19 protein-coding genes are annotated in these 23,757 nt (G+C 68.0%); 15 read left to right on the forward strand and 4 right to left on the reverse strand.

Annotation, left to right across the window (positions count from 1 at the left end; genetic code table 11):
- Positions 1-41: 41 nt before the first annotated feature.
- From ACTIEF_RS15650 to ACTIEF_RS15700, 11 genes are all read left to right on the forward strand, one after another.
- Positions 42-713, forward strand: coding sequence for a JAB domain-containing protein (locus ACTIEF_RS15650; protein WP_439473067.1), 672 nt, complete (start codon positions 42-44; stop codon positions 711-713).
- Positions 710-1,612, forward strand: a complete 903-nt coding sequence (locus ACTIEF_RS15655; protein ID WP_439473068.1) for a toprim domain-containing protein — start codon at positions 710-712, stop codon at positions 1,610-1,612. Before ACTIEF_RS15650 ends, ACTIEF_RS15655 begins: the two co-directional genes overlap by 4 nt.
- A gap of 52 nt (positions 1,613-1,664) precedes the next feature.
- Entirely contained in the window at positions 1,665-3,764 is a 2,100-nt protein-coding gene (locus ACTIEF_RS15660) for a ParB/RepB/Spo0J family partition protein (RefSeq protein WP_439473069.1), read from the forward strand.
- A gap of 151 nt (positions 3,765-3,915) precedes the next feature.
- Positions 3,916-8,178, forward strand: coding sequence for a strawberry notch-like NTP hydrolase domain-containing protein (locus tag ACTIEF_RS15665; RefSeq protein ID WP_439473070.1), 4,263 nt, complete (start codon positions 3,916-3,918; stop codon positions 8,176-8,178).
- A 119-nt stretch (positions 8,179-8,297) separates the two neighbouring features.
- The gene (locus ACTIEF_RS15670) at positions 8,298-8,651 is read left to right on the forward strand and encodes a single-stranded DNA-binding protein (RefSeq protein ID WP_439473071.1); all 354 of its coding nucleotides are present in this window, start codon (positions 8,298-8,300) and stop codon (positions 8,649-8,651) included.
- 41 nt (positions 8,652-8,692) lie between these two features.
- Complete coding sequence (locus ACTIEF_RS15675; protein WP_185224167.1) at positions 8,693-9,112, forward strand: single-stranded DNA-binding protein; 420 nt, start codon at positions 8,693-8,695, stop codon at positions 9,110-9,112.
- 131 nt (positions 9,113-9,243) lie between these two features.
- A complete protein-coding gene (locus ACTIEF_RS15680; RefSeq protein ID WP_439473072.1) occupies positions 9,244-9,720 on the forward strand; it encodes a GcrA family cell cycle regulator in 477 nt (158 codons plus the stop codon).
- Positions 9,721-10,020: 300 nt separating this feature from the next.
- Positions 10,021-10,965: a DUF2493 domain-containing protein gene (locus tag ACTIEF_RS15685; protein ID WP_439473073.1), complete on the forward strand. Its 945-nt coding sequence runs from the start codon at positions 10,021-10,023 to the stop codon at positions 10,963-10,965.
- Between the two features lie 282 nt (positions 10,966-11,247).
- The gene (locus tag ACTIEF_RS15690; protein ID WP_439473074.1) at positions 11,248-12,489 is read left to right on the forward strand and encodes a DUF3363 domain-containing protein; all 1,242 of its coding nucleotides are present in this window, start codon (positions 11,248-11,250) and stop codon (positions 12,487-12,489) included.
- Positions 12,490-12,565: 76 nt separating this feature from the next.
- Positions 12,566-13,258: a type 1 glutamine amidotransferase domain-containing protein gene (locus ACTIEF_RS15695; RefSeq protein WP_439473075.1), complete on the forward strand. Its 693-nt coding sequence runs from the start codon at positions 12,566-12,568 to the stop codon at positions 13,256-13,258.
- Between the two features lie 180 nt (positions 13,259-13,438).
- Positions 13,439-13,870 carry a helix-turn-helix domain-containing protein gene (locus ACTIEF_RS15700; protein WP_439473076.1) on the forward strand — a complete coding sequence of 144 codons (432 nt, stop codon included), beginning with the start codon at positions 13,439-13,441 and terminating at the stop codon, positions 13,868-13,870.
- A gap of 10 nt (positions 13,871-13,880) precedes the next feature.
- On the opposite strand, the gene ACTIEF_RS15705 is transcribed toward ACTIEF_RS15700, so the two are convergent.
- The 3 genes from ACTIEF_RS15705 to ACTIEF_RS15715 form a co-directional block, all read right to left on the reverse strand.
- Positions 13,881-14,618, reverse strand: coding sequence for a DUF5710 domain-containing protein (locus ACTIEF_RS15705; protein ID WP_439473077.1), 738 nt, complete (start codon positions 14,616-14,618; stop codon positions 13,881-13,883).
- A gap of 39 nt (positions 14,619-14,657) precedes the next feature.
- Positions 14,658-14,861 carry a helix-turn-helix domain-containing protein gene (locus ACTIEF_RS15710; RefSeq protein WP_185224160.1) on the reverse strand — a complete coding sequence of 68 codons (204 nt, stop codon included), beginning with the start codon at positions 14,859-14,861 and terminating at the stop codon, positions 14,658-14,660.
- A gap of 106 nt (positions 14,862-14,967) precedes the next feature.
- Positions 14,968-15,174: a helix-turn-helix domain-containing protein gene (locus ACTIEF_RS15715; RefSeq protein ID WP_185224159.1), complete on the reverse strand. Its 207-nt coding sequence runs from the start codon at positions 15,172-15,174 to the stop codon at positions 14,968-14,970.
- Positions 15,175-15,274: 100 nt separating this feature from the next.
- Here ACTIEF_RS15715 and ACTIEF_RS15720 point away from each other — a divergent pair, with 100 nt between their 5' ends.
- The 4 genes from ACTIEF_RS15720 to ACTIEF_RS15735 all read left to right on the forward strand — a co-directional run bounded on the left by ACTIEF_RS15720 (position 15,275) and on the right by ACTIEF_RS15735 (position 22,260).
- Entirely contained in the window at positions 15,275-15,766 is a 492-nt protein-coding gene (locus tag ACTIEF_RS15720) for an RNA polymerase sigma factor (RefSeq protein WP_439473078.1), read from the forward strand.
- Between the two features lie 13 nt (positions 15,767-15,779).
- Entirely contained in the window at positions 15,780-16,754 is a 975-nt protein-coding gene (locus ACTIEF_RS15725; protein WP_439473079.1) for a FecR family protein, read from the forward strand.
- Between the two features lie 82 nt (positions 16,755-16,836).
- Complete coding sequence (locus tag ACTIEF_RS15730) at positions 16,837-19,770, forward strand: TonB-dependent receptor domain-containing protein (protein WP_439473080.1); 2,934 nt, start codon at positions 16,837-16,839, stop codon at positions 19,768-19,770.
- Positions 19,771-19,779: 9 nt separating this feature from the next.
- Positions 19,780-22,260 (forward strand): prolyl oligopeptidase family serine peptidase, encoded by a 2,481-nt coding sequence (locus tag ACTIEF_RS15735; protein WP_439473081.1) that lies wholly within the window; start codon positions 19,780-19,782, stop codon positions 22,258-22,260.
- On the opposite strand, the gene ACTIEF_RS15740 is transcribed toward ACTIEF_RS15735, so the two are convergent.
- On the reverse strand, positions 22,205-23,563 hold the full coding sequence (locus tag ACTIEF_RS15740; protein ID WP_439473124.1) for an asparagine synthase-related protein: 1,359 nt from the start codon (positions 23,561-23,563) through the stop codon (positions 22,205-22,207). The two genes, ACTIEF_RS15735 and ACTIEF_RS15740, sit on opposite strands and share 56 nt — an antisense overlap.
- Positions 23,564-23,757 lie beyond the last annotated feature (194 nt).

The raw sequence follows: 23,757 nt of genomic DNA on the forward strand, positions 1-23,757 counted from the left end.
GGGAGGAGTGCTCCGCTTCGGAGCGCAGATCGGAGCTCGTCATGTCTCTCGCCCTCATCGCAGCGCCCACGTCTGGACGGCTGTCCCAGGCCCATCGCGCCGACGCCGACGGCGGCGGTTGCGCGTGGCTGCGCCGGCTTCTCACTGATCTCGATCTCGCCGATGGCGACCCGCTGGGCGCCGCCCTTCAACGCCGGTTCGACACCGTCGGCGCCTTCCTTCACGCCGAACCTGCGGAACTGAGGCGCCAAGGCCTGGACCAGGCGGCGATCGACAAGGTCAAACGTCTGGCGGAACTGACCGAGCACCTCGCGCGCGAGACGGCGAGCCGCCAGCCGGTGATTACGTCGTGGTCCAGCCTTGTGGCCTATGCGCGCGTCACCCTCGCGCATCGACCCCGCGAGCAGTTCCGGGTTTTGTACCTCGACAAGAAGAACCGCCTGCTCTGCGACGAAGCGGCGGCGGATGGCTCTGTGGACCATGCCCCGGTTTATCCGCGCGAGGTGGTGCGCCGAGCGCTTGAGGCCGGCGCCTCCGCCCTTATCCTCCTCCACAACCATCCGTCCGGCGATCCCCAGCCGTCCCAGGCCGACATCGCCATGACGCGCAAGGTGGTCGAGGCGGCGCGGGTGTTCGACATCCCGGTGCACGACCATCTCGTGGTTGGGCGGGCGGGTACGGCGAGCTTCCGGGCGATGGGGCTGCTTCCATGAGTCTGCGCCTCATCGTCGCCGCCCTCGGCGGCGATCTGTATCACAACGGCGCGCGCGCCAACGTGCCCGGGCCGGGCCATTCCGGCGCGGATCGCTCGGTGTCCCTGTGGCTGACGGGAGGACGCGTGGTGGCCCATTCGTTCGGAGCGTCGGACTGGCGCGCGGTGATGGCGGATCTGCGCCGTCGCGGCCTCGTGGACGCGGCGGGCCGACCGACGGGCGCGCCTCTGTCGGACGCCGGGTCCGCCGCACGTCCGGGCACGCGCGTCCGTCGGCAGACGGCCGAGCGGCTCTGGTCGCAGGGTGTGAAGATCGGCTCCTCCGGCTTGGCCGCTCGTCACCTGCAGCGGCGCGGCGTTCCCTGGCCGGTCGGACTCTGCGACCTCCTCGAACACCCCGCCGCGCCGGTTTCCGTCTACCGGGCCGGCGGGCGGACCCTGCGGGCTGTGATGGCCCGCATCAGCGACCCGGCCGGGCGCACGACCGGGGTGGAGTTGACCTATCTGGACGCCGCGGCGCGTCAAGCGCTTCACCTGGCGGTGTCGCGCAAGACCGTGGGCTGTGTTCCCCCGGGCGCGGCCGTCCGTCTGTCCGTCGCCGGCCCCAGAATGCTGGTGGCCGAAGGGGTCGTCACCACCCTGTCGGCCATGCGCGGGTTCGATCTGCCCGGCTGGGCGCTGCTCTCCGCCGGCAATCTGGCGGTCTGGACGCCGCCGCCCGAAGTCCGGAGCGTGATGATCGCCGCGGACCGCGGTCTCGCCGGCGAGGCCGCCGCCCGCCGGCTGAAGCATCGCCTTGCGGCGCTCGGCCTTGCGGCGGAGATGCGTCTGCCGCCGCAGGGCTGTGGCGATTGGAACGACGCCATCCGCACGACGGCCGAAGGGGAAAAGGAAGGGTGAGGGGGGCGCCGGAACGGCGGGGATAGGCCCGGCCGCCGGCAGGAGCTCCACCATGCCCAAATCCGCCTCAGCCGCCCTCGCGGTCGTCGAGACCCCGTTCGACATCGCCGCGTCCCGCACCCGCCTGCGGGTTCCCCTCCGCGACCTGGATATCGCCCCTGAGAACCTGCGCTTCGGCGAACCGCCGGACGACGACATTCCGCTGCTGGCGGAAACGCTCTTCGCGGCCGGCCAGCTCGAACCCCTCACCGTGCGGCCCGGACGGCGAAAGGAGCAGGCGCACATGGCCCTGGACGGTCGTCGTCGCCTTCTCGCCCTGCGCCATCTGCTGGAGGGCGGCCGCATCGACGACGGCTTCCTCGTGGATGTGGTGGTGGAGACGGATCCCGCGCGCCAGGCCGCCGCCGTCCTGCTCACCAACACCGCCGCCCCGGTTCACGTCGCCGACGTCATCGCCGCGATCGGCCGGATGCTCAAAAGTCGGCTCGCCGTGCCCGGCATCGCCAAGGCCTTGGGCTATGCCGAGATCGACGTGAAGCGGCTCGCCGCCCTGTCAGCCCTGCCGCAGGCGGCTCTCGATGCCTTGCGGCGCGGTCGGCTTAATCTGCGCCAGGCCCGCCTGCTGGCCCGCCTGCCTGACAAGGCCGAACAGGCCGAATATGCGCAAATGGCGCTGGACGGCCACGGCTTCCAGGACTGGCGGATCACCGAGAAGCTGGACGAGGACCAGGTCACGGCGGGCGATGCGCGCTGCGTCCTGGTCGGCGCCGAGCGCTATGCCGCAGCCGGCGGCCGCACCGTCGTCGATCTCTTCGGAGAGCGCGCGCCGATGCTTCTCGATCCGGCGATCCTGACCGACGTCTGGACGAGCCGCGCGCGAGAGGTCGCGCTGGTGTTCGAGGCGGAAGGCCTTGCCGTCCATGTGTCGGCGAGCGCGGATCTTGAGCTTCCTGACGACCTGGAGCCGGCCCGCTACGCCTATGGCGGCATGCTGCCGACCGCCGAGCTGGACGCCTATCGCGCTGCGCGCGAAGTCTTCAACGCCGCCGGCGAGGCGGTCGGGGACCGGCTCGCCGAAACCACGGACCCGGCGGTCGTCGATCCCCTCCTGATCGCCATGGCGCGGGCGCGCCTCGCGATGGACCAGATCAGCTGGGGCGGCCGGGTCGCCACGAGCTTGGTCTTCTTCCCTTCCCCCCGGGCGGGGCTCGACGTCCGCTGCTTCACCCCCGTCGAGCCGGAGCTCGAGGAGAGCGAGGACTCCCGCGACGCCCGCGACGGAACCGACGACGCCCAGGATCTGTCGCCGGCGAACGGTGAACCCTATCGGGCGCCGGAGGTGGAGGCACCGGAGCCTGAGACGGAGGGGATCACGCACGCCCTGCACGCTGTGCGGACCGATGTCGCGACCCGCGGCCTGATCCGTGCGCTGGCCGACGATCCAGGAGCGGCGCTCACAGCGCTGATCGCGCGCCTGTTCGTCCAGGTCGCCGTCCGCCGGTTCGGCGTACGATCCGAATCCGCCTTCGCCCTGACGGCCACGGCCTTCAATCCCACCGGCGGACGGATCATCGAGCCGCTTGATGGCGACGTCCGCCGAAGGCTCGATGAGCGGCGCGCGGCCTGGGAGGGGTCGGACCAGACGGTGATCGCCTGGGTCCACGCCCTCGCGCATGGCGACAAGATGAGTCTGCTCGCCGAGCTGACGGCCCTGACGCTCGATCTGCGCGAAGAGCGGACCAGCCTGATCCGGCGGTCCGCGCGCGCGGAGGCGGCGGAACTGGCCGCGCTCTGCGGCGCCGACATCACCTTGCACTGGACGCCGGACGCCGACTTCCTCAAGCCGCACTCCAAGATGCTCCTGCTCGGCATGCTCGACGCGATGGGAGAGCCGAGCGATCCCCGCGTCGGCGGGCTGAAGAAGACGGAGCTGGTCGACTGGATCGCGGAGCGGGCGGCCGACCGCGCCTGGGCTCCGGCCGGTCTGTCGTGGACGGTCGATCCGCCGGACGACGATCCGGATGCCGCGGTCATGGACGGGCGGGACCCATCGGATGCCGCCGCCGAAGAGACCGCCTCGGCCGAGGAGGACGGCGCCGGCGCCTTCGTCGTCACCGAGGCGGGGGAGGCGGCCCTCCAGCAGACCGCCTGAGACCGCCGCCGCGCCCCGAACCCGCTCCGCCCTTCGGCGGGGCGGGTTTTGTGCGCGCCGATCCTGTCGAAAGGGAAAGGAGGGCCAGGCGCGGCGAGCCTGGAGGACCGTGGGGGATGCGCCCTCCGCTCCCGGCAGCGGAGCCGCGACCATGTCCTCGATCTCGACCCTGTCCCTCTTCCCTCCCGCGACCGACGCGCCCCACGCCGCCAATATGCTGGCCGCCGCCCGGGCGCTGGCGGGCCATCTCGCCCGATCCCGGCCGCTGGATCGCCGCCTGGTCTCGGAGGTGATGACCACCCTCTTCGGCGGCGCCGACACAGAGGGCAGATGGCTCTGGCGCGACGCCTACGAGGCGATCGAGGCGGCGACGGTGCTTCAGATCCGGCGCCTGGCCCCCCAGGTCGCCCGCCTCGAGGACGCGCCAGCGGAGATCGCCGCCCTGCTGGCGGCGGTCTCCGCGCTCGGCCTGACGCACAGCCGGCGCAGCGAGGACCAGGTCGCCCTGGATCAGTTCTCCACCCCACCGGAGCTGGCGGCGATCGCGGTGCTCGCGGTCCAGATCCGTCCCGGCGACCGCGTCCTGGAGCCGTCGGCCGGCACAGGTCTGATCGCGGCTGTAGCGGAGGCCTGCGGCGGGGCCTTGTGGCTCAATGAGCCGGCGGACGGCCGCGCCGCCCTGCTCGACGGCCTGTTTCCCGCGGCGCGTCGATCGCGCCTCGACGGCCGCCACAGCCACGACCTGCTGGACGCTGCGGGTCGGTTCGACGTCGCGGTTTGCAATCCGCCGTTCACGGACCTGGAGCGCCATCTGACGGCGGCGCTGGGCGCACTCGCCGACGGCGGACGTCTCGCGGCGATCGCGCCGGCTTCGGCCCTGTCGGACGAGGTCGGCCTGCGGCGGCTGTCGGACATGGGCCGCATCGTCGCCCGGATTCTGTTTCCGCCGCGCGCTTTCGCCCGGCACGGCACGTCGGTGGAGACCGGTCTGCTTGTGCTGGATCGGGCCGAGGCCGGCGCGGATGTCGCACCGCTCGTCGGGGCGGACGACCTGGCGACCGCCGCGACGCTGGCCGCCGCCGTGCCGGCGCGCGCGGGAGCCCGGCCGCGCGTTCGACTTGAAGCGTCTCCCGCCTCGCTTCTGGCGCCCGGACGTCGCGCCGGCGCGCGCGCGTCGGCGCGCCTCGCCTTCCTGGCGGGCGCGACCGCCGTGGACTACGAGACGCGCGCCTGGACGGGCGAAGGTCGCGACGTCGGCCTCTATCAGGCCCATGGGCTGGCGCGCATCGTCCTGCCGGACCCTCGGGCTCACCCGTCGCCGCTGGTGGAGTCCGGGCCTATGGCCTCCGTACCCCCGCCCGCGCCGACCTACCGACCGACGCTGCCCCGGGCGCTGCGCGACGAAGGGCGGATCTCCGACGCCCAGACCGAAACCGTCATCTACGCGGGCGAGGCGCATTCCGGCCTGTTGCCGGCCTGGTGGACGCCCGGCGAGGCGGCCCATCGGCTGGTCCTGTCCCGTGAGGACGCGCCCGGCGCCGTTCAGCTTCGCCGCGGCTTCTTCCTGGGCGACGGCACGGGCTGCGGCAAGGGCCGCCAGATCGCCGCCGTGATCGCCGACAACATGGCCCAGGGCCGCATGCGCGCGCTCTGGCTGTCCCGCAGCGACGCTCTGCTGGAGGACGCCCGCCGGGACTGGACGGCCATCGGCGGGGTCGCTTCGGATCTCACGCCGCTGAACAGCTGGAAGCTCGGGGAGACCGTTCGGCTCGATCGTGGCGTGGTCTTCACCACCTACGCCACCCTGCGGCAACCCGCGCGCGGCGCGAAGATGTCGCGGCTGGACCAGATCGTCGCCTGGCTGGGCGAGGATTTCGACGGTGTCATCGCCTTCGACGAGGCCCACGCCATGGCCAACGCCGCCGGGGGCGGCAAGGGCGCGCGCGGCGCCAAGAAGGCGTCGTTGCAGGGCATGGCGGGCCTGGCTCTGCAGAACCGCCTTCCGAACGCCCGCATACTCTATGTTTCGGCGACCGGCGCCACGACCGCCGAGAACCTGGCCTATGCGTCCCGCTTGGGCCTGTGGGGCGGACCGGCGGCGCCGTTCACGACCCGCGAGGACTTCCTCGACGCCATGGACAAGGGCGGCGTCGCGGCCATGGAGTTGGTCGCGCGCGAGCTCAAGGCCCTCGGCCTCTATGTGGCGCGCAGCCTGTCGTTCGAGGGCGTCGAATACGCGCCGCTCGCCCACACCCTGACCGAGGACGACGTCGCTATCTGGGACGCCTGGGCCGACGCCTTCGAGATGATCCACGCTCATCTCGCCGAAGCGCTGAAGGCGACCGGCCTGGCGGATGCGGACGGCAAGGCCAAAAGCCCGATGGCCGCATCGGCGGCCCACTCGGCGTTCGAGGGGGCGAAGCTGCGCTTCTTCGGTCATCTGCTGGCCGGGTTGAAGGCGCCGACCTTGGCCGCCGCCATCCGGACAGACCTCGCCGAGGGGCGATCCGCCGTCGTCCAGATCGTATCGACCAACGAGGCGGTGATGGAACGCCGCCTGGCGTCCGTTCCGCCAGAGGAGTGGAACAACCTCTCGATCGACCTCACGCCGCGCGAATACGTCCTGGACTATCTGCGCGAGGCCTTTCCCGTGCATCTGATGGAGGCGATCGACGACGGGGAGGGCGGCGTGACGCTGGTCCCGGTCCTGGTTGATGGGCGGTCCGCCGTCAGCCAGGAGGCGCTCCAGCGCCGCGCCTTCCTGATCGGCCGTCTGGCCGGCCTGCCCGCGGCGCCCGGCGCGCTGGATGCGTTGCTGGACGCGTTCGGGACCGACCATGTGGCGGAGATCACCGGACGGTCGCGCCGCGTGGTGCGACGGGAGGGTCGTCGCGTCGTTGAGCGCCGCGGTGCGTCGGCCGCGCGCGCCGAGACGGACGCCTTCATGTCGGGCCGCAAACGGGTGCTGGTCTTCTCCGAGGCCGGGGGCACGGGGCGGAGCTACCATGCCGACCTGTCGGCCAAGAACCAGCAACGTCGCGTCCATTATCTCGTCGAGCCGGGCTGGCGCGCCGACGCCGCCATCCAGGGGCTGGGGCGGAGCCACCGGACGCACCAGGCCTCGGCGCCGCTGTTCAGGCCCGTGGTCACCGACATCCACGGCGAGAAGCGCTTCACCTCGACCATCGCACGACGGCTCGACTCTCTGGGCGCGCTGACGCAGGGCGAACGCCGCACGGCCGGCGCCGGCCTGTTCCGGGCCGAGGACAATCTGGAAAGCCCGTGGGCGCGTCGGGCCCTGCTGGTGTTCTACGGCGCGCTCGGCTTCGGGGAATTGGCGGCGATGGACCTGGAGACGTTCGAGAGCAAGACCGGGTTAAAGCTGCGCGACGCCGACGGCGGCCTGAAGCCGTCGGACGACCTGCCGCCGATCCACACCTTCCTCAACCGACTTCTGGCCCTGCGGATCGCCGACCAGAACGCCCTGTTCGCGGACTTCGACGCGATCCTCTCCGGCATTCTGGAGCGGGCCGCGGCGTCGGGTGAGCTCGATCGCGGACTGGAAGACATAGAGGCGGAGGCGCTGGAGGTGATCGACGCCGAAACCATCCGCACCGACGTCGCCACCGGCGCCGAGACGGCGCTCGTCACCTTCGACCTGAAGGTCGCGCGGGAGCTGCTCTCCGCCGACGCGGCGTCCGCTGGGGCGGAGGCGGGAGCCTGCCGGTTCGTCGTCAACCCGCGCTCGGGCCGGGCGGCGGTGGCGGAACTTGGCCTGACCACGACGACCGACGACGATCGTCTCGTGCCCGCCGTGCGACTGGTGCGGCCCGACCAACGCGGGGTCATGCTGGAAAAGGCGTTCGCGGAATCCGCCTGGACCGAGGCGGACGCGGCGACGTGGCGGACGATCTGGGACGCCGAGGTGGCCGCGGCGGATCCGTGGCGGACGCGCCGGCTGACGCTCGCCACCGGACTTCTCCTGCCGATCTGGGGACGGCTGCCGGCCAAGGGTTGCGCCGTGCGCCGTGTCCACGCGCCGGACGGTCGGCGCTGGCTCGGCCGGGTGTTGGACGAGGTCCAGGCGTCGTCCCTGAAGGCCGCGCTCGGCCTCACGTCCCTAGGCGACGCCTGGGCCGACGGCGCGCGATCGGCGGCCGCGCTCCTGGACCGCAACGTGCAACTCGCGCTGGCGGGGGGACTGTGGCTGAAGCGCGCCCGGGTGATGGATCGCTGGCGGCTGGAGGTGGTGGGCGGACGGATGGACCGGGACGCGCTCGTGGCGCTCGGCTGCTTCGTCGAGATCATCGCCTATACCCCGAGGCTCTTCGTGCCGGTGGATCGGCCCGATGTGGTGGAGGCGGTGCTGCGGCGTCACCCCGTGCAGTCCGTCCTCGACGGCGCAGCTGCGTGATCCGCGTCCCGGTCGGGCGGAGGCCCGACCGGAGGAAGTCGGGAGGAAGGGAGGTCTCGGATGAAGCGGGATCGGGGAGATCGTCTCCCCGGACGGCTTCGGATCAACAGGAGACTGACATGCAGACCATGGTGTTCACGGGCCGCCTCGCGGCCGATCCCCAGATCAGCGACGATTTCGGCAAGGCCGTCTTCCGGCTGCTCGAGCAACGCGGGACCGACAGCGCCGGCAAGCCCCGGCTGGTCGGCGTCAACTGCGTCAGCTGGTCGAAGGGCCTGAACGAGAAGGTCATCGCCCGCGGCCTGGCGCAGGGCTGCGAGGCCGTGGTCGTCGGCGCCTTCATCGACACCGCCTACGCCACACGGGATGGCCAGGAGCGCACCGCCAAGGAGCTGGTGGTGAACCGGCTGACCGTTCTCGACTGGGCGGAAGACCGGCAGGACCAGGTCGCGGAAGACCGCGTCGCGGCCTGATCCGCACATCCATCAACCCCTCATTCCTAGGAGATTGAACCATGCAGACCCTGACCCTTGAAGGCTATCTGGCCGCCGATCCCTCGATCCTGTCGGCCCAGGGCAGCGGCAAGAAGCGCGCGAGCTTCCGCGTGCTGGAGACCACGCGCTTCCGGCGCGCCGACGGCACGCCCGGCGAACGGACGACCGGCTTCAACTGCATCTGCTTCAACGAGGCCACGACCGAGAACTACCTGCAGCCCTACGCGCGCAAGGGCAGCCGCGTCGTGATTCAAGGCCATGTCGAGAACGACACCTGGACGGGCAAGGACGGCGTCGAACACTACGACCTGCGCCTGGTCGTCAGCGACATCCGGTTGAAGAACCGCCGCGCCGCGATGGAGGCGTCCGTCGGCGGCGTGGCGGACGGGTCGCCGGAAGGCGACGGCGGCTACGATCTGAACGACGACATCCCGTTCTGAGCGGGGAGGTCGCGACAGGCGGGAGGGCCCGGACGCTTCGCGCGCCGGGCCCTTCTTGTGCTGAGACCGGGAGGAGAAGGCGGGGACGGACAGGCGAGCCGATGGGGCTCGAAAGGCGAGGGAGCCTGACCATGTCTGTCTGGACCGAAGACCGTATCGCGAGACTCAAGACGCTCTGGTCTCTGGGGTGGAGCGCCCAGCGGATCGCCGACACCCTGGGCGAGGACGTGACCCGCAGCGCCGTGCTCGGCAAGGTGCATCGAATGAAACTGTCCGTCGGCCGGTCGCCGGTCTCGCCGGCGGGGCCGGCTGTGGCGGCGCCGGAAGGTCCGCGCCGCGCGTCGGGGCGTTCCGGCCGGCCGGCGCCCGTGCGGACCAGCGCCCGGTCCGGCGTCGCGCCAGAGGCGCCGGCGTTCGGCCTCGCCACCATCCTGAGCGTCCGCCGTTGCGACTGCCGTTTCCCTTACGGCGAACCCGGCGCGCCGGCGTTCCGCCTCTGTGGCCGTCCGGTCGCGCGCGGCGTCTTCTGCGCCGCGCACGCGGAGATCGCCTACCAGCGCAGGCCGCAGTCGGCCGAGGCGCTGATGCAGCTCGCCGGCCTGGCCTGACGACCGGCTGGACACGACGTCAGAGACCGTCGCCGGCTCCGCCGACGACGACGGGACGGGCGGCGACCGTCTCTTCAGGCGGTCTCGGCGCGACGGCGCCGAATTGGGTCCTCGCCCGAAGGGGGCGAGGACATGCCCCCACACAACGCCCTCCGATCTTGTCACGTCACCCCGGAAGTCAACGGCTTCGCCGTTCCCCTCCGCGCAGGACAAGCGGTCCTCCGCTCCGGTGACTGCCGGGGACCCCGACGTGGCCAAGAGCGGGGTCGTTGCGCATGGGGCGCTTCGACATCTTCAAGGATGTTCCCGATGCGACCCTTCACTTCTTCTTCCTTCATCAAGTCCGCCTCCGCCTTCGACGACCAGACGGCCGCCCTCGGCGAGGTTCGCCCGCACCCGACGGAAGAGGCGCTGCTCCAGCTGGGGCACGCCCTGATGACCGAGCTGCTCGACGTGATCGCCGACACCGCTCTGGAAGACTACCAGACCATCCTGGGCGAGGCGCTCATCGGCGCCTTTCATTCGGCGGCGGGGCGGATCGAGCGCGACGCCGACCGGGCCCGGGACACGATGCGCGCCCTGGACCGCGACTTCGACGGCTCCGAGGCGGCCGATGTCGAGCTTCAGGAGGCGACGGCCAAGGCCCGCGCGGGAGACGCCGCCGCCCTGGCGACGGAGCTGGTGCGCGACGCGGCGGCCCACTGCTGGACGGTCTCGACCGGCGAGGTCTGGACGGCCTGGCGCGGCAGCCGCCGGGGCAACTTCCTGACGGCGGCCCAGCTGGAGGCGAAGCAGGCGATCCGCAGTCTCCGCGCGCGGAAGTCCGGCGAGGCGGATCCGGGCGGACCGGTGATCGCTTTCCGGGGCGCGCCCTCGGCCGATACCGCGGAGGACGCCGGACGGATTTTCGACGCCCTGAACTGGGCGCTGGCGGAATGGCCCGACATGGCGCTCGCCACGACCGGGGCGAAGGGCTCCGAAAAGCTGGCGATCAAATGGTCCCAGCAGAAGGGCGTGAAGCTGATCCTGGCGCGGGCGGACTTCGACGCCCACGGCAAGGCGGCTCCCTTCCGAGCGAACGATGACTTGATCGCGCTCGAGCCGACCTGCTGCCTGACCCTGGCGCATTCCCTGGGCGAGGGCAGGGGTTCGGGCGATCGTCCGTTCGGCCCGGCGATGAACCTCGGCGAGAAGGCGATGGAGCACGGCGTCCGGCACGTCGCCATCCGCGCCCGCGCCGCCTGAGACCCGCCTCAACACTGGACCCGCTCGGCTTCGGCCGGGCGGGATTTTTTCTGTCGTCCGGCCGGCCTTCCGACCTTTGGCGACTGTTGATCGGGTTAGATCAAGTATGATGCCGCTGTTCGGAAATCTTCAAATTTCGGCTGAGGGCAAGATAAAAGGGAGTGTTGGGCTTGGCCGGCTTTCTTTATGCTTTCAGCATCTTGGAGGAGAGGTCGACCCGGATCGACGACTTGCTTTGAGTTGTCGTTCCTCGGCGGATCTTCCGGGGCCGGAGCGCGGATCATGTCTGTTCACCAGGCTATTCAAACCAGGCTGTCGACACGCGGCGGCGTCGAGGACGCCCCGGTCGGCGTGAGGCTTCCGACGCGACTGAAGACCGACCGCGATCCGGTCCGTCTCGGCATGATGAAGCGCCTCGCCAGCTCCCGGATGTTCGCCCTCGGAAATCGGTCTGGCGTTCTTCGCGCGGCGCAGAACCGGTCGGGACGAGCCTTCCGCCTCGATGTGCGGCAGCGCGTCATCGTCAAGGCTCTGGTGTCCCGCCACGCCGGCAAGGGCGCCGAGCGCGGCGCGGCGCTCGCGGCGCACGTCGCCTATCTCGGTCGCTCCGGCGCCGGTGCGGACGGCGCCCGACCCGAGTTCTTTGAACGGGATCAGGACGGCGTTCAGGCGGCCGTCGAAACGAGGGGCTGGAGCGACGATCGGCACCACTTCCGCTTCATCCTCTCGCCCGAGCACGGTGACCGGATCGACGACCTGCGCAGCTATGTCCGCGAGGTCATGGCGCGGGTCTCGGCGGATCTGGGCGAGCCGCAGCTGACCTGGATCGCGACCTGTCATTACGACACGGACCAGCCGCACGCGCATGTGCTCGTGCGCGGCCGCCGTGGGGACGGGCGGGACCTGGTGATCCCGCGCGACTATATCGCCTACGGTTTCCGCGCCCGCGCCCAGGAGGTCGCACAGGAGAGACTCGGCGACCTGGCCCGGGTCGACGCCGAAAAGCGTGTTTGGCGCGAGACGTCGGCGGATCGCTTCACAGGCCTTGATCGCAGGCTCCTGGCGGCGGCGGAGCCGGGCGGGATGGTTGAAGACGGCGTGGGACGGAGCGACGCCTGGAACGCCCTGACCCGAGGCCGCCTCCGTCATCTGGAAGGCTTGGGTCTCGCGGTCCGCGCCGGGCGGCGTTACCGGCTTGATCCCGAGATGGAGACGAAGCTCCGCACGCTCCAGGCGCGCCGCGACATCATCCGCACCCTGAACCAGCGGCGTCTTGAGGCCGGGCGGGACGTGAAACCCATGGGGGCGTCGCCGGTGAAGGGACGGGTGGTGAGGACCGGGTTCCACGACGAGCTGGGCGCACATCCGTTCGTGATCGTGCGGGACGGCGACGGCGCCGAACACTATGCACGGCTACGCGTAGGGACGATCAGACTGGAGGTCGGCAAGACCGTGGTGCTGGCCCCGACCGGCGCCGGCGTGGCGCAGGTGATGAGCGGGCGCGGGACCGGGCTGGAACGGTGACCGTTCCGGTTGTGTTATCCGTCGCGTTGAGTTGTATTAACCAGCGCTGTGAACTGACGACCGAAGTGCTCCGGTAATGGACAAGCGCGTTGTTCACGTCGTCACCAATGTCGACCACTATGAGGATGGCGCGCCCACCGGACTTTGGCTCTCCGAACTGACCCATGCCTGGGATCATTTCGCGGAGCGCGGCTTGGATCAGCGCATCATCAGTCCCGTCGGAGGCCGGTCGCCGCTGGAGCCGCGCGCGTTGAAGTGGCCTCTGTTGGACCGCTCGGCGAACGCCTGGCTGCGTGATCCTCGACAGATGGCGCGGCTGGAGACGACGCAGCGGCCCGAAGACATCGATCCGCTGGACTGCGACGTGCTTTTCTTCACCGGCGGTCACGGGGTGATGTGGGACTTTCCGGACAGTCCGGGCTTGCAGACTCTGACGCGCGCCGTGTGGGAGCGCGGCGGGATCGTCGCGGCCGTCTGTCATGGCTATTGCGCGCTGCTCAATACGCGCCTGACGACCGGCAGACTGCTGGTCATGGATCGCATGGTCACTGGCTTCTCGTGGGCTGAGGAGGTGTTGGCCGGCGTCGCGGGCCGGATGCCCTACAACGCCGAAGCCGAGATGAGGCGGCGGGGCGCGATCTACCTGAAGGGACTGCTGCCCTTCGGGCCTCATGTGGTCGCGGACGGCTTGCTGGTCACAGGTCAGAACCCGGGATCGGCGAAGGCGACTGCGCACAAGGTGACGGCGTTGCTGGACAAGGCCGCCTGAGTGGCCGCGGCCGTCCGCGTTCTGGGCTGTGATGGCTTTGCCGGCGATGCTCCGGCCTGGGCTGATGGCTTGCATAGCCCTCGAACGCTGACATGATGATCCCGAACGCTGTCGGGTCACTCCGTGTCGCTGCGGGATGGATGGAGCTGTGAGTTTCGAGCGCGAACACCGGGGAGCCTGATGTTCGATAGGGAATTTCTGGAGAGGGGCGACGGCGATCGCCGGACCAACCCCGTGGATGTTCACGTCGGCGGCCGGATCGCTTATCGCCGGCGCAGTCTGGGGCTCAGCCAGAGCCACCTTGCTCGGGCGCTCGACCTCTCGTTTCAGCAGATCCAGAAATACGAGCGCGGCGCCAATCGCGTCTCCGCGTCCAAGCTCTGGGAAACGGCGGGCTTCCTTGGGGTGCCGGTGGGCTATTTCTTTGAAGGCCTGGCGCAGACCGATGGGGCGACAGCGGAGACGAGGGGGCCTCCCGCCACGAGGCTCACCCTGTCGATCGAGCGCCTGGCCGCGCACCTGGGTCCGGATCAACAGCGGCTGATCCGGGACTTGTTGCGTTGTCTGCTCCCACGGTCGGCAGCGATGTCCAGTCGCCCCGAGACGGAGTGACGACAACCGGTTAGCCGTTCGTGGCCCAGTCGCCTGACGGACTACGAACGGCCCCTGAGCCATCGCAACCATCCGGGCAGAGCGCTTGAAGCGGGGACGTCTGAGTGGACGGAGACGTCGCGCGGCTGGGCGTTTCTGTCTGACGGACGCCGGCGATCGCCCAAGCCGGGCCCGAGCCCATTGCGATCTGTCCATCCGCTGCGAAGTTGCAGGGAAGGCGCTGGGCGCGCATCCGCGCCGCGTCGTCGCGGTCGGCGAGCCAGAAAGCTCCATCCGGCTCCGAATAGAGGTGGAAGTCGCCTTGGAGCGCTTGGCACGAGGGGCAATGATTGGCCCAGTAACGGCTGTTCGTGGTGCGGCTGTAGCCTTCGCGATACGCAGGCTGAACCTGCTGGGCGAAGCGCGCGACGTCCTGCGAGAGCCTCGTGGCATATTCGATGAAGGCCCAATCCTTCAGGGTTTCCCGCCCCCTCTCCGGGCCGTCGTCTATGACGAGACCGGGAGCCAACAGGAAACCGATGGCTTTGAATGGATCTCTGCACCGCCAGCAAAACTCCTGTGCGGTTACGAGGTAGCCTTCATACGCGAACACGCCGTAGGGGCGCTGGACCTCGCCTCCGGGCAGCCACTTGGCGAAGGGCTGGGGGTCGCGCCCTTGCGGGATGTACCAGGTCCGCCGGGCCGGATTCCATCGAGCGCCAAGTCGCTTGGCCTCATCCTTGTCGGAGAACGGGACGTTCAGGTCCATGGCAACTGATCACGCGACACGTCCAGTTGTGCCGAGTGCCTATTCTAGAAGGCGGCCCGGCGGCACGTTCAACGCCTTTGCCAGTCGACCGAGGCAGCGAACAGTCGGATTTCGCGTGCCGCGTTCCAAGTCGCTCAAGTATCCCCGTTTCATACCAGCGCGAAACGCGAGCTCCTCTTGAGAGAGGTCCGCTTCGTCACGCAACGCGCGTACGTTCTTTCCAAAGAGGATGACAACGTCCATCCCCCTCTAAGACGGACATATCGGCCCAAATGACCGCCCCCTAATCGTGTCATTTTTGCCGTGGTCGCGGATTTTGTTGACGTTGGGGAGCCGGTCGAGGGGGCAGCTAATCTTCGAGAAGCGCCGATGCGGCGACACCGAGCGCGATCGCCAATCGTTCGAGCGCCCGGACGCTCGGATTTCTCGTTCCTCGCTCTAAGTCGCTGACGTAGCTACGCTTCATGTCAGCTCGGAACGCGAGTTCTTCCTGGGAAAAGCCGGCTGCAATCCGAAGCTCCCGCACACGTTTTCCGAGACGAACGACAATGTCCATCGCAGCACAAAGCCGCCCTCGCGAACTTTTCGCTGTCCCCTAGACGTGTCATTTTTCTTGGCAGTGATTTGCCAGGTGATTTCGCAGGCGGGCGTTTCAGTTGTCCAACAAGACCGATGATCTCATCCAACTGCCTAGCTTGGACCTGTTCTACGATGAACATGCTGGATGGCTCAAAGAGCGCATCGAGCGTCGGTACGGTCGTGAAGATGCCGAGGAGATAGTTCAAGACACGTGGCTACGGATGACATCGACAAAGTCCCTCGGCGAGGTTCGTCATCCGAAGGCCTTCCTCCTGAAGATCGCGATGAACCTTGTGTCTAATCGACGCCGGCGGCGTGAACTGGCGATGAGGGCCGAAACTGCAGCTGCGGCAAGCCAAGATCGCATCGACGCCAATCAAACCGCCCACGTGATGCTCGCCCAGATCGTTCTCAGCTTGCCAGAATCCGTGAGAGATGTCTTTTTATTGTCCCGGATCGACGGTCTGACGAACGCCCAGATCGCCGACAGACTGGGGATTTCCCCCAAGACTGTGGAAGGGCGCATGACCCGGGCCTTGGCCCACTGCGCCGCCCAGCTCCGGCGCTAGGATGGGGCGCGACATGGCCAACCCGACGATGCGGGTTGAAGCGGCGGAGAAGGAGGCGGCGGCGTGGCACGTCCGCCTCGGCACGACCTCGATCGAAACACGCACCATCGAGGAATTCTTCGAGTGGCGGGCCAAGCCCGGCAACGCCGACGCGTACAGCCGGGTCGACCGTGTCTGGCGCGAGAGCCAAGGTCTTGGACCCGACCCCGCGCTCGCCGACGCCCTGGAGGGAGCCCGTCGCCGAAGCCGGGTGAGCCCGGCGTCCGGTCGGCGGTCCGTTCTGTTTGGCGGTCTAGCCGTGGCGACGGCGGTGGCCTTGATGGTGGGCGGTTCCTGGTTCTGGAACGACAGGAACGCTTTCGCCACCCGGGTCGGCGAGCAGCGGTTGATCCCGCTCGCCGACGGATCGAGTCTGAGCCTCGACACGGATTCACGGGTGCGCGTCCGCTTCACGGACCGTCAGCGTCGGATCGATCTTGTGGAAGGTCAGGCGCTCTTCAATGTGGCGCACGATGCCGTGCGGCCCTTCGTGGTCTACGCCGGCGAGACCCGGGTCACGGCCGTGGGAACGGTTTTCGACGTTCGCAGGGCAGGGGAGGGGGTGCGCGTCACGCTCGTGTCCGGCGCGATCGACGTCCAGTCCAGCGAGGCGTCGTCGCCGCCACGTCGGATCGCCGCCGGCCAGCAGGCGCGGGTCTCCGGCGGGGAGGTCGACACGCGCGCGGTGGACGTCGAGGCGGAGACCAGCTGGGCGACAGGCCAACTGGTCTTCACCGACATCCCGCTGGCGCAGGCGGTGGCGGAGATGAACCGCTACCTGACCGAAAAGCTCGAGATCGACGACCCCGCCATCCGGTCGGTGGCCGTCAACGGCGTTTTCCGCACCGGCGACCGCGACGCCTTCGTGGCCGCGTCTTCGGATGTCATGGGATTACGGGCTGTTCCAAAGGCGGACGGATCGGTCGGGCTCTCCCGGCGCAGAAATTAATTCGGGACGCCGAGAGGGTTAGCCCCGGTCTCGATGGTCTCTCTCTTCAGCGCCACTGGGGGCGTCGAGGGGAAACCAGTCTATGAGCCGTTCCTATCTGCTGTCCGGCGCCGCCGCGGTCGCCTGCATCGTCGCCGCCAGCTCGCCCGCGTGCGCTCAGTCCGTGCGGGAGTTTCGGATTCCGCCCGGACCGATGAGCGAGGCGTTGACGGCCTTCGGGCGGCAGTCCGGTCACCAGATCTTCTTCACCTCCGACACCGTGGCGGGCCTGCGGTCGCCCGGCGTCAGCGGTCGGCTGGAGCCAGGGGCGGCCTTGGACCGGCTTCTGTCCGGGTCCGGCCTGACCTGGACGCAGAGCCGGCCGGGCGTGTTTGCGGTGCAGCGGGCCAGCATGGCGAGTATCGACGAGGCGGTCGAGATCGATGAGGTCATCGTTACGGGAACTTTGCTGCGGTCGTCGGGAGATTTGGCATCGCCCGTGGTGCAACTGGACCGGGATGCGCTGGATGGAACCGGCCGTGGGACTGTCGCCGACATTCTCGTTTCCTTACCTCAGAATTACGCCGGCACATCCACGCCGGTGAGCCAAGCCACGCTCGCCGATGCCGGCACCTCGAACGATGTCTACGCCACCGGGGTGAACCTTCGCGGTCTCGGGGCGGCGTCCACGCTGGTTCTCGTTAATGGTCGTCGCCTCGCAGGAACCGGGTCTCGTGCGGAGTTCGCCGACGTCTCGGCCCTTCCGTCGGCGGCCGTCGACAGAGTCGATGTACTTCTGGACGGCGCATCCGCGCTTTATGGATCCGATGCGGTCGCGGGCGTTGTGAACGTGATCATGCGGCGATCCGTGGACGGACAGGAGACACGAGCACGCGTCTCGGCTGCGGAAGGCGGTGCAGAGGACGTCCAAGTCTCGCACCTCATAGGTCGTAACTGGGGATCGGGCGCAGCGTACCTGGCCTATGAATATCAATCCGCCAACGCATTGAGCGGTTCGGACCGAAGCGTCACGGCGGATGGAGATCTGCGACCCTTCGGTGGGAGTGACCGCCGTGGTTTCTACAGCGCGCCCGGCAATATTCTCGCGCTCAACCCCGCGACATCTGCGTTCGAAGTCCAGTTTGCGATCCGCCCACCGACCGGTGGAACGGCGCAGACCCCCGGCGACTTCGCGGCAGGCCAGAGCAATCTTCAATCCCCGCTCGCCGGTATCGATCTTCTGCCTGCACTCGAACGCCACAGCGCGTACGCGCGCATCCGGCAATCGATAGGCGAACGGCTCGAGTTGACCGGGGACGTCCGTTACAGCCTTCGAACGACGGAGTCGGCAACGGCGGCCGCCGCGGGGATCTTCAATGTCACACAAGCCAATCCGTGGTTCGTGTCGCCGAACGGCGCTTCATCGCATACCGTGGCGTATTCTTTCCTTCGGGATATAGGGCCAGCGCGGAGCTCGACCGAATCCGAGAGCTTGGGCTTGACTATCGGTGCGCGTTACGACGTTTCGCCGACTTGGTCGGTCGAGGTCTACGTGGCCGACGCTTGGGAACTGGCGGACTTCGGCGTAAGCAACCGCGTCAACACGCGGTTCCTGTCGGAAGCCTTGGGGAACATCCCAGACGACCCGGCAACGCCCTTCCGTGCTGCGGTAGATGGTTACTTCAACCTCTTCGGAGACGGCAGCGCCAACGCCCAGGCTGTGTTGGACTTCATCGGCAGCGGCTACGGGCTTGTCCGGAATCGTAGCCGCGCGAGTTCGGCGAACTTGCTTGTGCAGGGACCTCTTTGGCGTCTTCCGGGAGGTGAAATCTCGTTGGCTGTCGGAGGCCAGGCGAGACGAGAGGCCTTTGAGACCGAGGGCGAGACCTTCCTGACGGCAGCCGCGCCCCGTTTTATCTCCAGCCCCGACCGATCTCGAGCGATCTCCGCAGTGTTCGCCGAGGCGCGCATTCCGATTGTGGGACCGGACAATGAAAGAGCCGGGATCCGGCGCCTGGAGCTTTCTGTCGCGACCCGGTTCGAGGACTACGATGATTTCGGCTCGACAACCAATCCGAAGCTTGGCTTGATCTGGTCGCCGGACGAGCAGATCACCATGCGGACATCTTGGGGGACGTCCTTCCGCGCCGCAGCGCTCACGCAGCTGTTCGACCAGTTCGGCGTGTCCCCGGCCTTTTTGGATCGGGCCGATGGGTCGGAGGCGTTGATCCTCATGCTGTACGGTGGCAACCCCGATCTGCAGCCTGAGACCTCCGAAACCTTTACGCTCGGCTTCGACTATCGCCCCACCAGAGGGCCGAGGCTCGGGGTCAACTTTTTCACGACCAGCTTCGATGACCGCATCGCGCAGCCCGTGAACGCCAACTTCGACGGGGCGCTCATCGACCCCACGCTCCGTCCCTTCGTGACCTTCGTCGATCCGGTCAACAGCTCCGCCGACCGCGCACTCATCGAGAGCTTCTCGGACGCTCCCGGATTTTCCAGCCTCTTCCCGGTCACAGCGTACGGCGCTGTGGTGGATACACGCTGGGTCAACACAGGCGCGGTGCGTGTCAGCGGTCTGGACGTACAGGCAGGTCACGGTTGGGAGATCAGCAACGGTCGTCTCGCGCTCGACCTGACAGCGTCCTGGATTTTGGACTACGAAAGCCAGACGACGCCGACAGCGCCCATTGAGGAGGTCGCCGGTCTCGTAGGTTACCCGACGGACCTGAGAGCGCGGACCGGTGCGACTTGGTCGCATGACGGCGTCGCGGTCGGGCTTCACTGGAACCACGTGGCCGGCAGCATAGATCGGGCCGGCAACCGCCTCTCGGCCTGGAATACGATTGACGCAACGGCCGGGTGGACTTCGGACCTGGCCGGCGCGCCCGGCTTCCAGGTTCAGCTTGCCGTCCAAAATCTGCTCAACGAAGCGCCGCCGTTCTACGACGCCCCGACTGGTTTGGGGTTCGATCCCGGTCAAGCCAGCATCTTGGGACGCGTGATCTCCCTGCAACTGACGCGACGCTGGTGAGTATCCGAAATGTGGACGCTTATCTGTCGCGTCGTCGGAACGGCGATCGCAGCGGCTTGCTTGGCGGGGGCCGCGCACGGCCAAGGTCTCGAGGCGGATCGATCGCTTACGGTTGATGATTTGCTGGGGTTGGAGGCGTTCGGAAGAGCGGCCATCTCTCCGGACGGCCGCTGGGCGATTTACGAGAGGCGCGGTCCTTACGACACCATGCCCCGGATCGAAGCGAATGGCCGTTCCACCTGGCAAATCATGGAGCTCTGGATTGTTGATCTCAGCGATCCAACCTCTCCCGAGGAAAGGTTACTTCCCCACGAAGGCTTGGGGCTGCAGTTCGCCGCCTGGTCGCCGTCCTCGGATCATCTCCTCATCACGAGGCTTCAAGGCGACGGATTCGAATACGGGATCGTGTCCTTAGTCGACCGATCCGTCCGATGGACCGGCCTGACGCCCGATCTTCCCCTGGGCGGAGCGATTGCGACATGGGCGTCTGCAAACACGCTGCTGCTGCCAGCGCGCCCCGACCACAGTCTTCCGCTGGCTCTCGGGTACGATCGTACAAGCACGAGACGTCGCGCCGAGGCGTGGGAGCGGACCGCCGAAGGGCGCGAACCCTCCAGGACCGTCATCGACGCACGGGGGGGCGTGCTCGTTCCGGAGCGCCCCGAGCCCCGCCAAGCCTTGGTTCGGCTGGAACGGGACACGCTGCAGATCACGACCTTGCAAGAGGGATGGCTTGCCGACTTCACCGTCTCGCCTGACGGCGGAAGCGTCGCCGTGGTCATGAGGGAGGAGTCGATCCCATTGGGAGATCCGCAGCTTCTCCACATGGAGGATGATCGAAGGCGCCGGCTTGTTCTGATCGATCTCAGGACAGGGCGCGTGCCTCTGCGAGTCGATGGGCTGGACATCGCGCCCCACCTTCTTCGATGGTCACCCGACTCGACGGCCGTCCTCGTTTGGGCCCGCCCAGACGGCGCTCGGTGGGACGAGGGAACGCTGGTGAGCGCCAGTTTTGAGTCGACCGACCCATTCAACCGCGGCGGGTTGCGTGCCGGCGCGTCAGCCAGCGTTGTTGTCGCCGGCGTGCAAGCCGACTGGCTGGGTCTCACCCCGGTCATGTACGCACGACCGACGGAGGGTGAGCGCGGGGACTGGTATCTGCTGTCTCAGCACGGTCTCCCAGAATCCCTGACGGGCGATTTGGTTGTGGCTCCGACGCGCATCGCTGCATCCGGGCCGGAGGGCCTGCTCGCCTTCGCGGACGGCCGCTACTGGGAAATCACAGCGCACGGAGCCCATGCGCTCTCGCCACCCAACCTTAACCTCCGGGAGGCCATGATCTTCGACCTCACCATGGGACGTCGCCCGAAAAGCAACGAGGCGCCGCGCAGAGATTGGTCGATCGCCATTGATGGCGAAGGCCAGGTGAGGTTGGTGAGGGACGGCGCGGCGCCGACGTTGGGGGGCGGCGGCGCTGACCTCGACAAGACACTTGCCGTTTCTCCGGAGGCCGTGCTGACACTCCGTCCGCGCGGGCTCGCAGATACCCTTTTGCATCACAGACTGGGATCGACTGAAGCGATAGCCGAGGTCAACTCGACCCTTGCGAACATGTTCGTCACCGAGCCCAGGCCGATCCGCCACTTGGGGTTCGACGGTCGCGAAACGGAAAGCTGGCTGTTTCTGCCGAACGGCGAACCCCGAGGCGTCATCGTGAACCCTTACCCGGGCTGGGCTGACAATCTGGCGCGGCTGGACCCGCTCACCATGACGTACAGTTTTCGGCCGGAGGTGTTCGTTGGAGCCGGCTATGCCGTCCTGAGCCCATCCGTCCCTGGGGATCTACCCGTCAGGGAGCGTGGCGATGCTTATGCCCGAAGCGTCGATCTCGCCGTCGATGCGGCGTTGGCCGCCTTTCCGGAGCTTCCTTCAGACAGGATGGTCCTTTGGGGACACAGCTTTGGCGGTTATGCAGCCCTCGAGATCGCGACGCGCTCGGGCCGGTTCAGATCCTACATCGCTTCGTCCGCCTACAGTGACATGCTTGGTGTCTGGGGGGAGTTCGACGCCTTAGGGCGCATACAGCCGGAAAACGGCATGTTCTTCAGGTTCAACCAGGGTTGGACCGAGACCGGTCAGGGGGCGCTCCAAGATCCGCCGTGGCGTGCGCCGGAAGATTACGCCGCCTCCAGTCCATTTCTTCGGGCCGATCACATAACGAGGCCGATCCTGTTCCTGACGGCTGATCTCGACTTCACGCCGGCCACACAAGCCGAGAGAATGTTTAGCGCCATTCTTCGCAACCACGGACACGCCCGCATCGTGACCTATTGGGGCGAGAAGCATCTGACATGGAGCCCGGCCAACATCCGCGATCGCTACCAGCAGATTTTCGATTGGTTGGCGCTCACACTCGATGATGCTGGTTCTGAGACTACGTCAGCCGACGCTCCCAAAGGCGAACCCATCCTTCAAACGCCGCCGCCGTGAGGACAGCCGCGTGCTGCCCGCGCCAGATCAAGACTTCCGGAGATAGCTCGGCCAAGACTCTCTCCCGATCGATAATCCCGCAAGACGCCAACCGGCCATCGGCCAGCCACGGTCGGAGGGTGTCCAGATTTTCCGACACCATTCGTCCGTAAATCCGGGTCATCTCGCCCTTCGTCCGGCGATCGACGATCGCGGTCGGCAATCGGTTGCGAAACGCCCTTCGCGCCAGGCCCCGGTCTCTGCCGCCGACCGAGAGCTGAGCGGTGGGAAGGGCGAGGCAGGCCTCGACGACGGGCTGCGCGCACAGGGGATGGCGAACGTCGACCGCCTGCGTGAGCGACGAGGGGTTGTGATGGGAAATGCTGTCCGCGACCCCTGCGATGTGAAAGCATTTGGCCGGTCCGAAGCCCTCAAGGTCTCTGAGCCAAGGATGTGGCGGAGGCTGTCGATCAAGCGATCCGAGAATGGGATGATCGCGGAGGAGGGGATCGGGTTTCCCAGGTTCATATCGGCGGGCGGTCCGAACCATTGACCAGACCGAGAGCTCATTGGCGGCGGCGAGCTCGGTGAGATCGGGCCAGGTCAGTGCTCGCCATCCTTGCGCCAGCCATTGATCCGTGAAGACGTCCGTCGTGGCGGCTTGAAACAGGATGCTGTCACCCCCTTTTCCCGTCATCACCGCCTTAGCTCCGTGGTCGTGTAGAAGGCTGGCCCAGCGCAGGTTTTGAGGATGATCGAGCGCGTTCAACCCCGGGCGGAACCCACCCGCGAGCGCGGTGAGCCAATCCGATGTCAGGGGACCGACGGCATGGGGGGTGCAGTAAGGCTTGAAGCCGAGAGCATCGCCAAGGATTTCAACATAGGACCGCTCATCGGACTCTGGCGTGGCGCCGTAAGCATTGATCCACAAGCTGACAGGTTCCAACGCGACCTTCGCGAGAGCGGCGGCGACGATGCTGGAATCCAGACCGCCCGACACCTCGGCCGCGAGCGGCCCGGCGAGGTTTGAAAGGCGGGACACGGCCTCGTCCACCGCCGAGCGAATGCTGACTTCCGCCTGGGCTGCGGGGGGCTGGTCAAGGCTCTGCATCGCGATCTGGCGCGGGGTCCACACAGCTATCGGGGGGACCGTCAGCGGCGTCGGCTGCACCGTGCCGGGCTCAAGGGCGTGCGGGCCGTCAAGGAGCAACGCGCCGGTTCCCGCAACCAAACTATGCAACGCCTCGGCGACGCGGTCGTAGTCGATGCGCCAGCGGGGACGAAGACAACGGACGAGCCAGTCGTCGGCCGCCGAGCACGCCACGGTCAATCCGCATTGGGTCCAAGCGACGCATTCCAGGGCGCCGGACGGGTCTCTGATAAAGGCTGCCGGTTGGTCCTTGGGGCCAAAGAGAACTCCTGCATACCGTCCCCACACGCGGGCGACGAGCTTTCGCTCGAAAGCCCACTGATCTTGTGGGTCAACGTAGGGGAGACGGGGTGACCGGCGATCAAATA

Source organism: Brevundimonas sp., from assembly GCF_051858995.1.
GTDB lineage: Bacteria > Pseudomonadota > Alphaproteobacteria > Caulobacterales > Caulobacteraceae > Brevundimonas.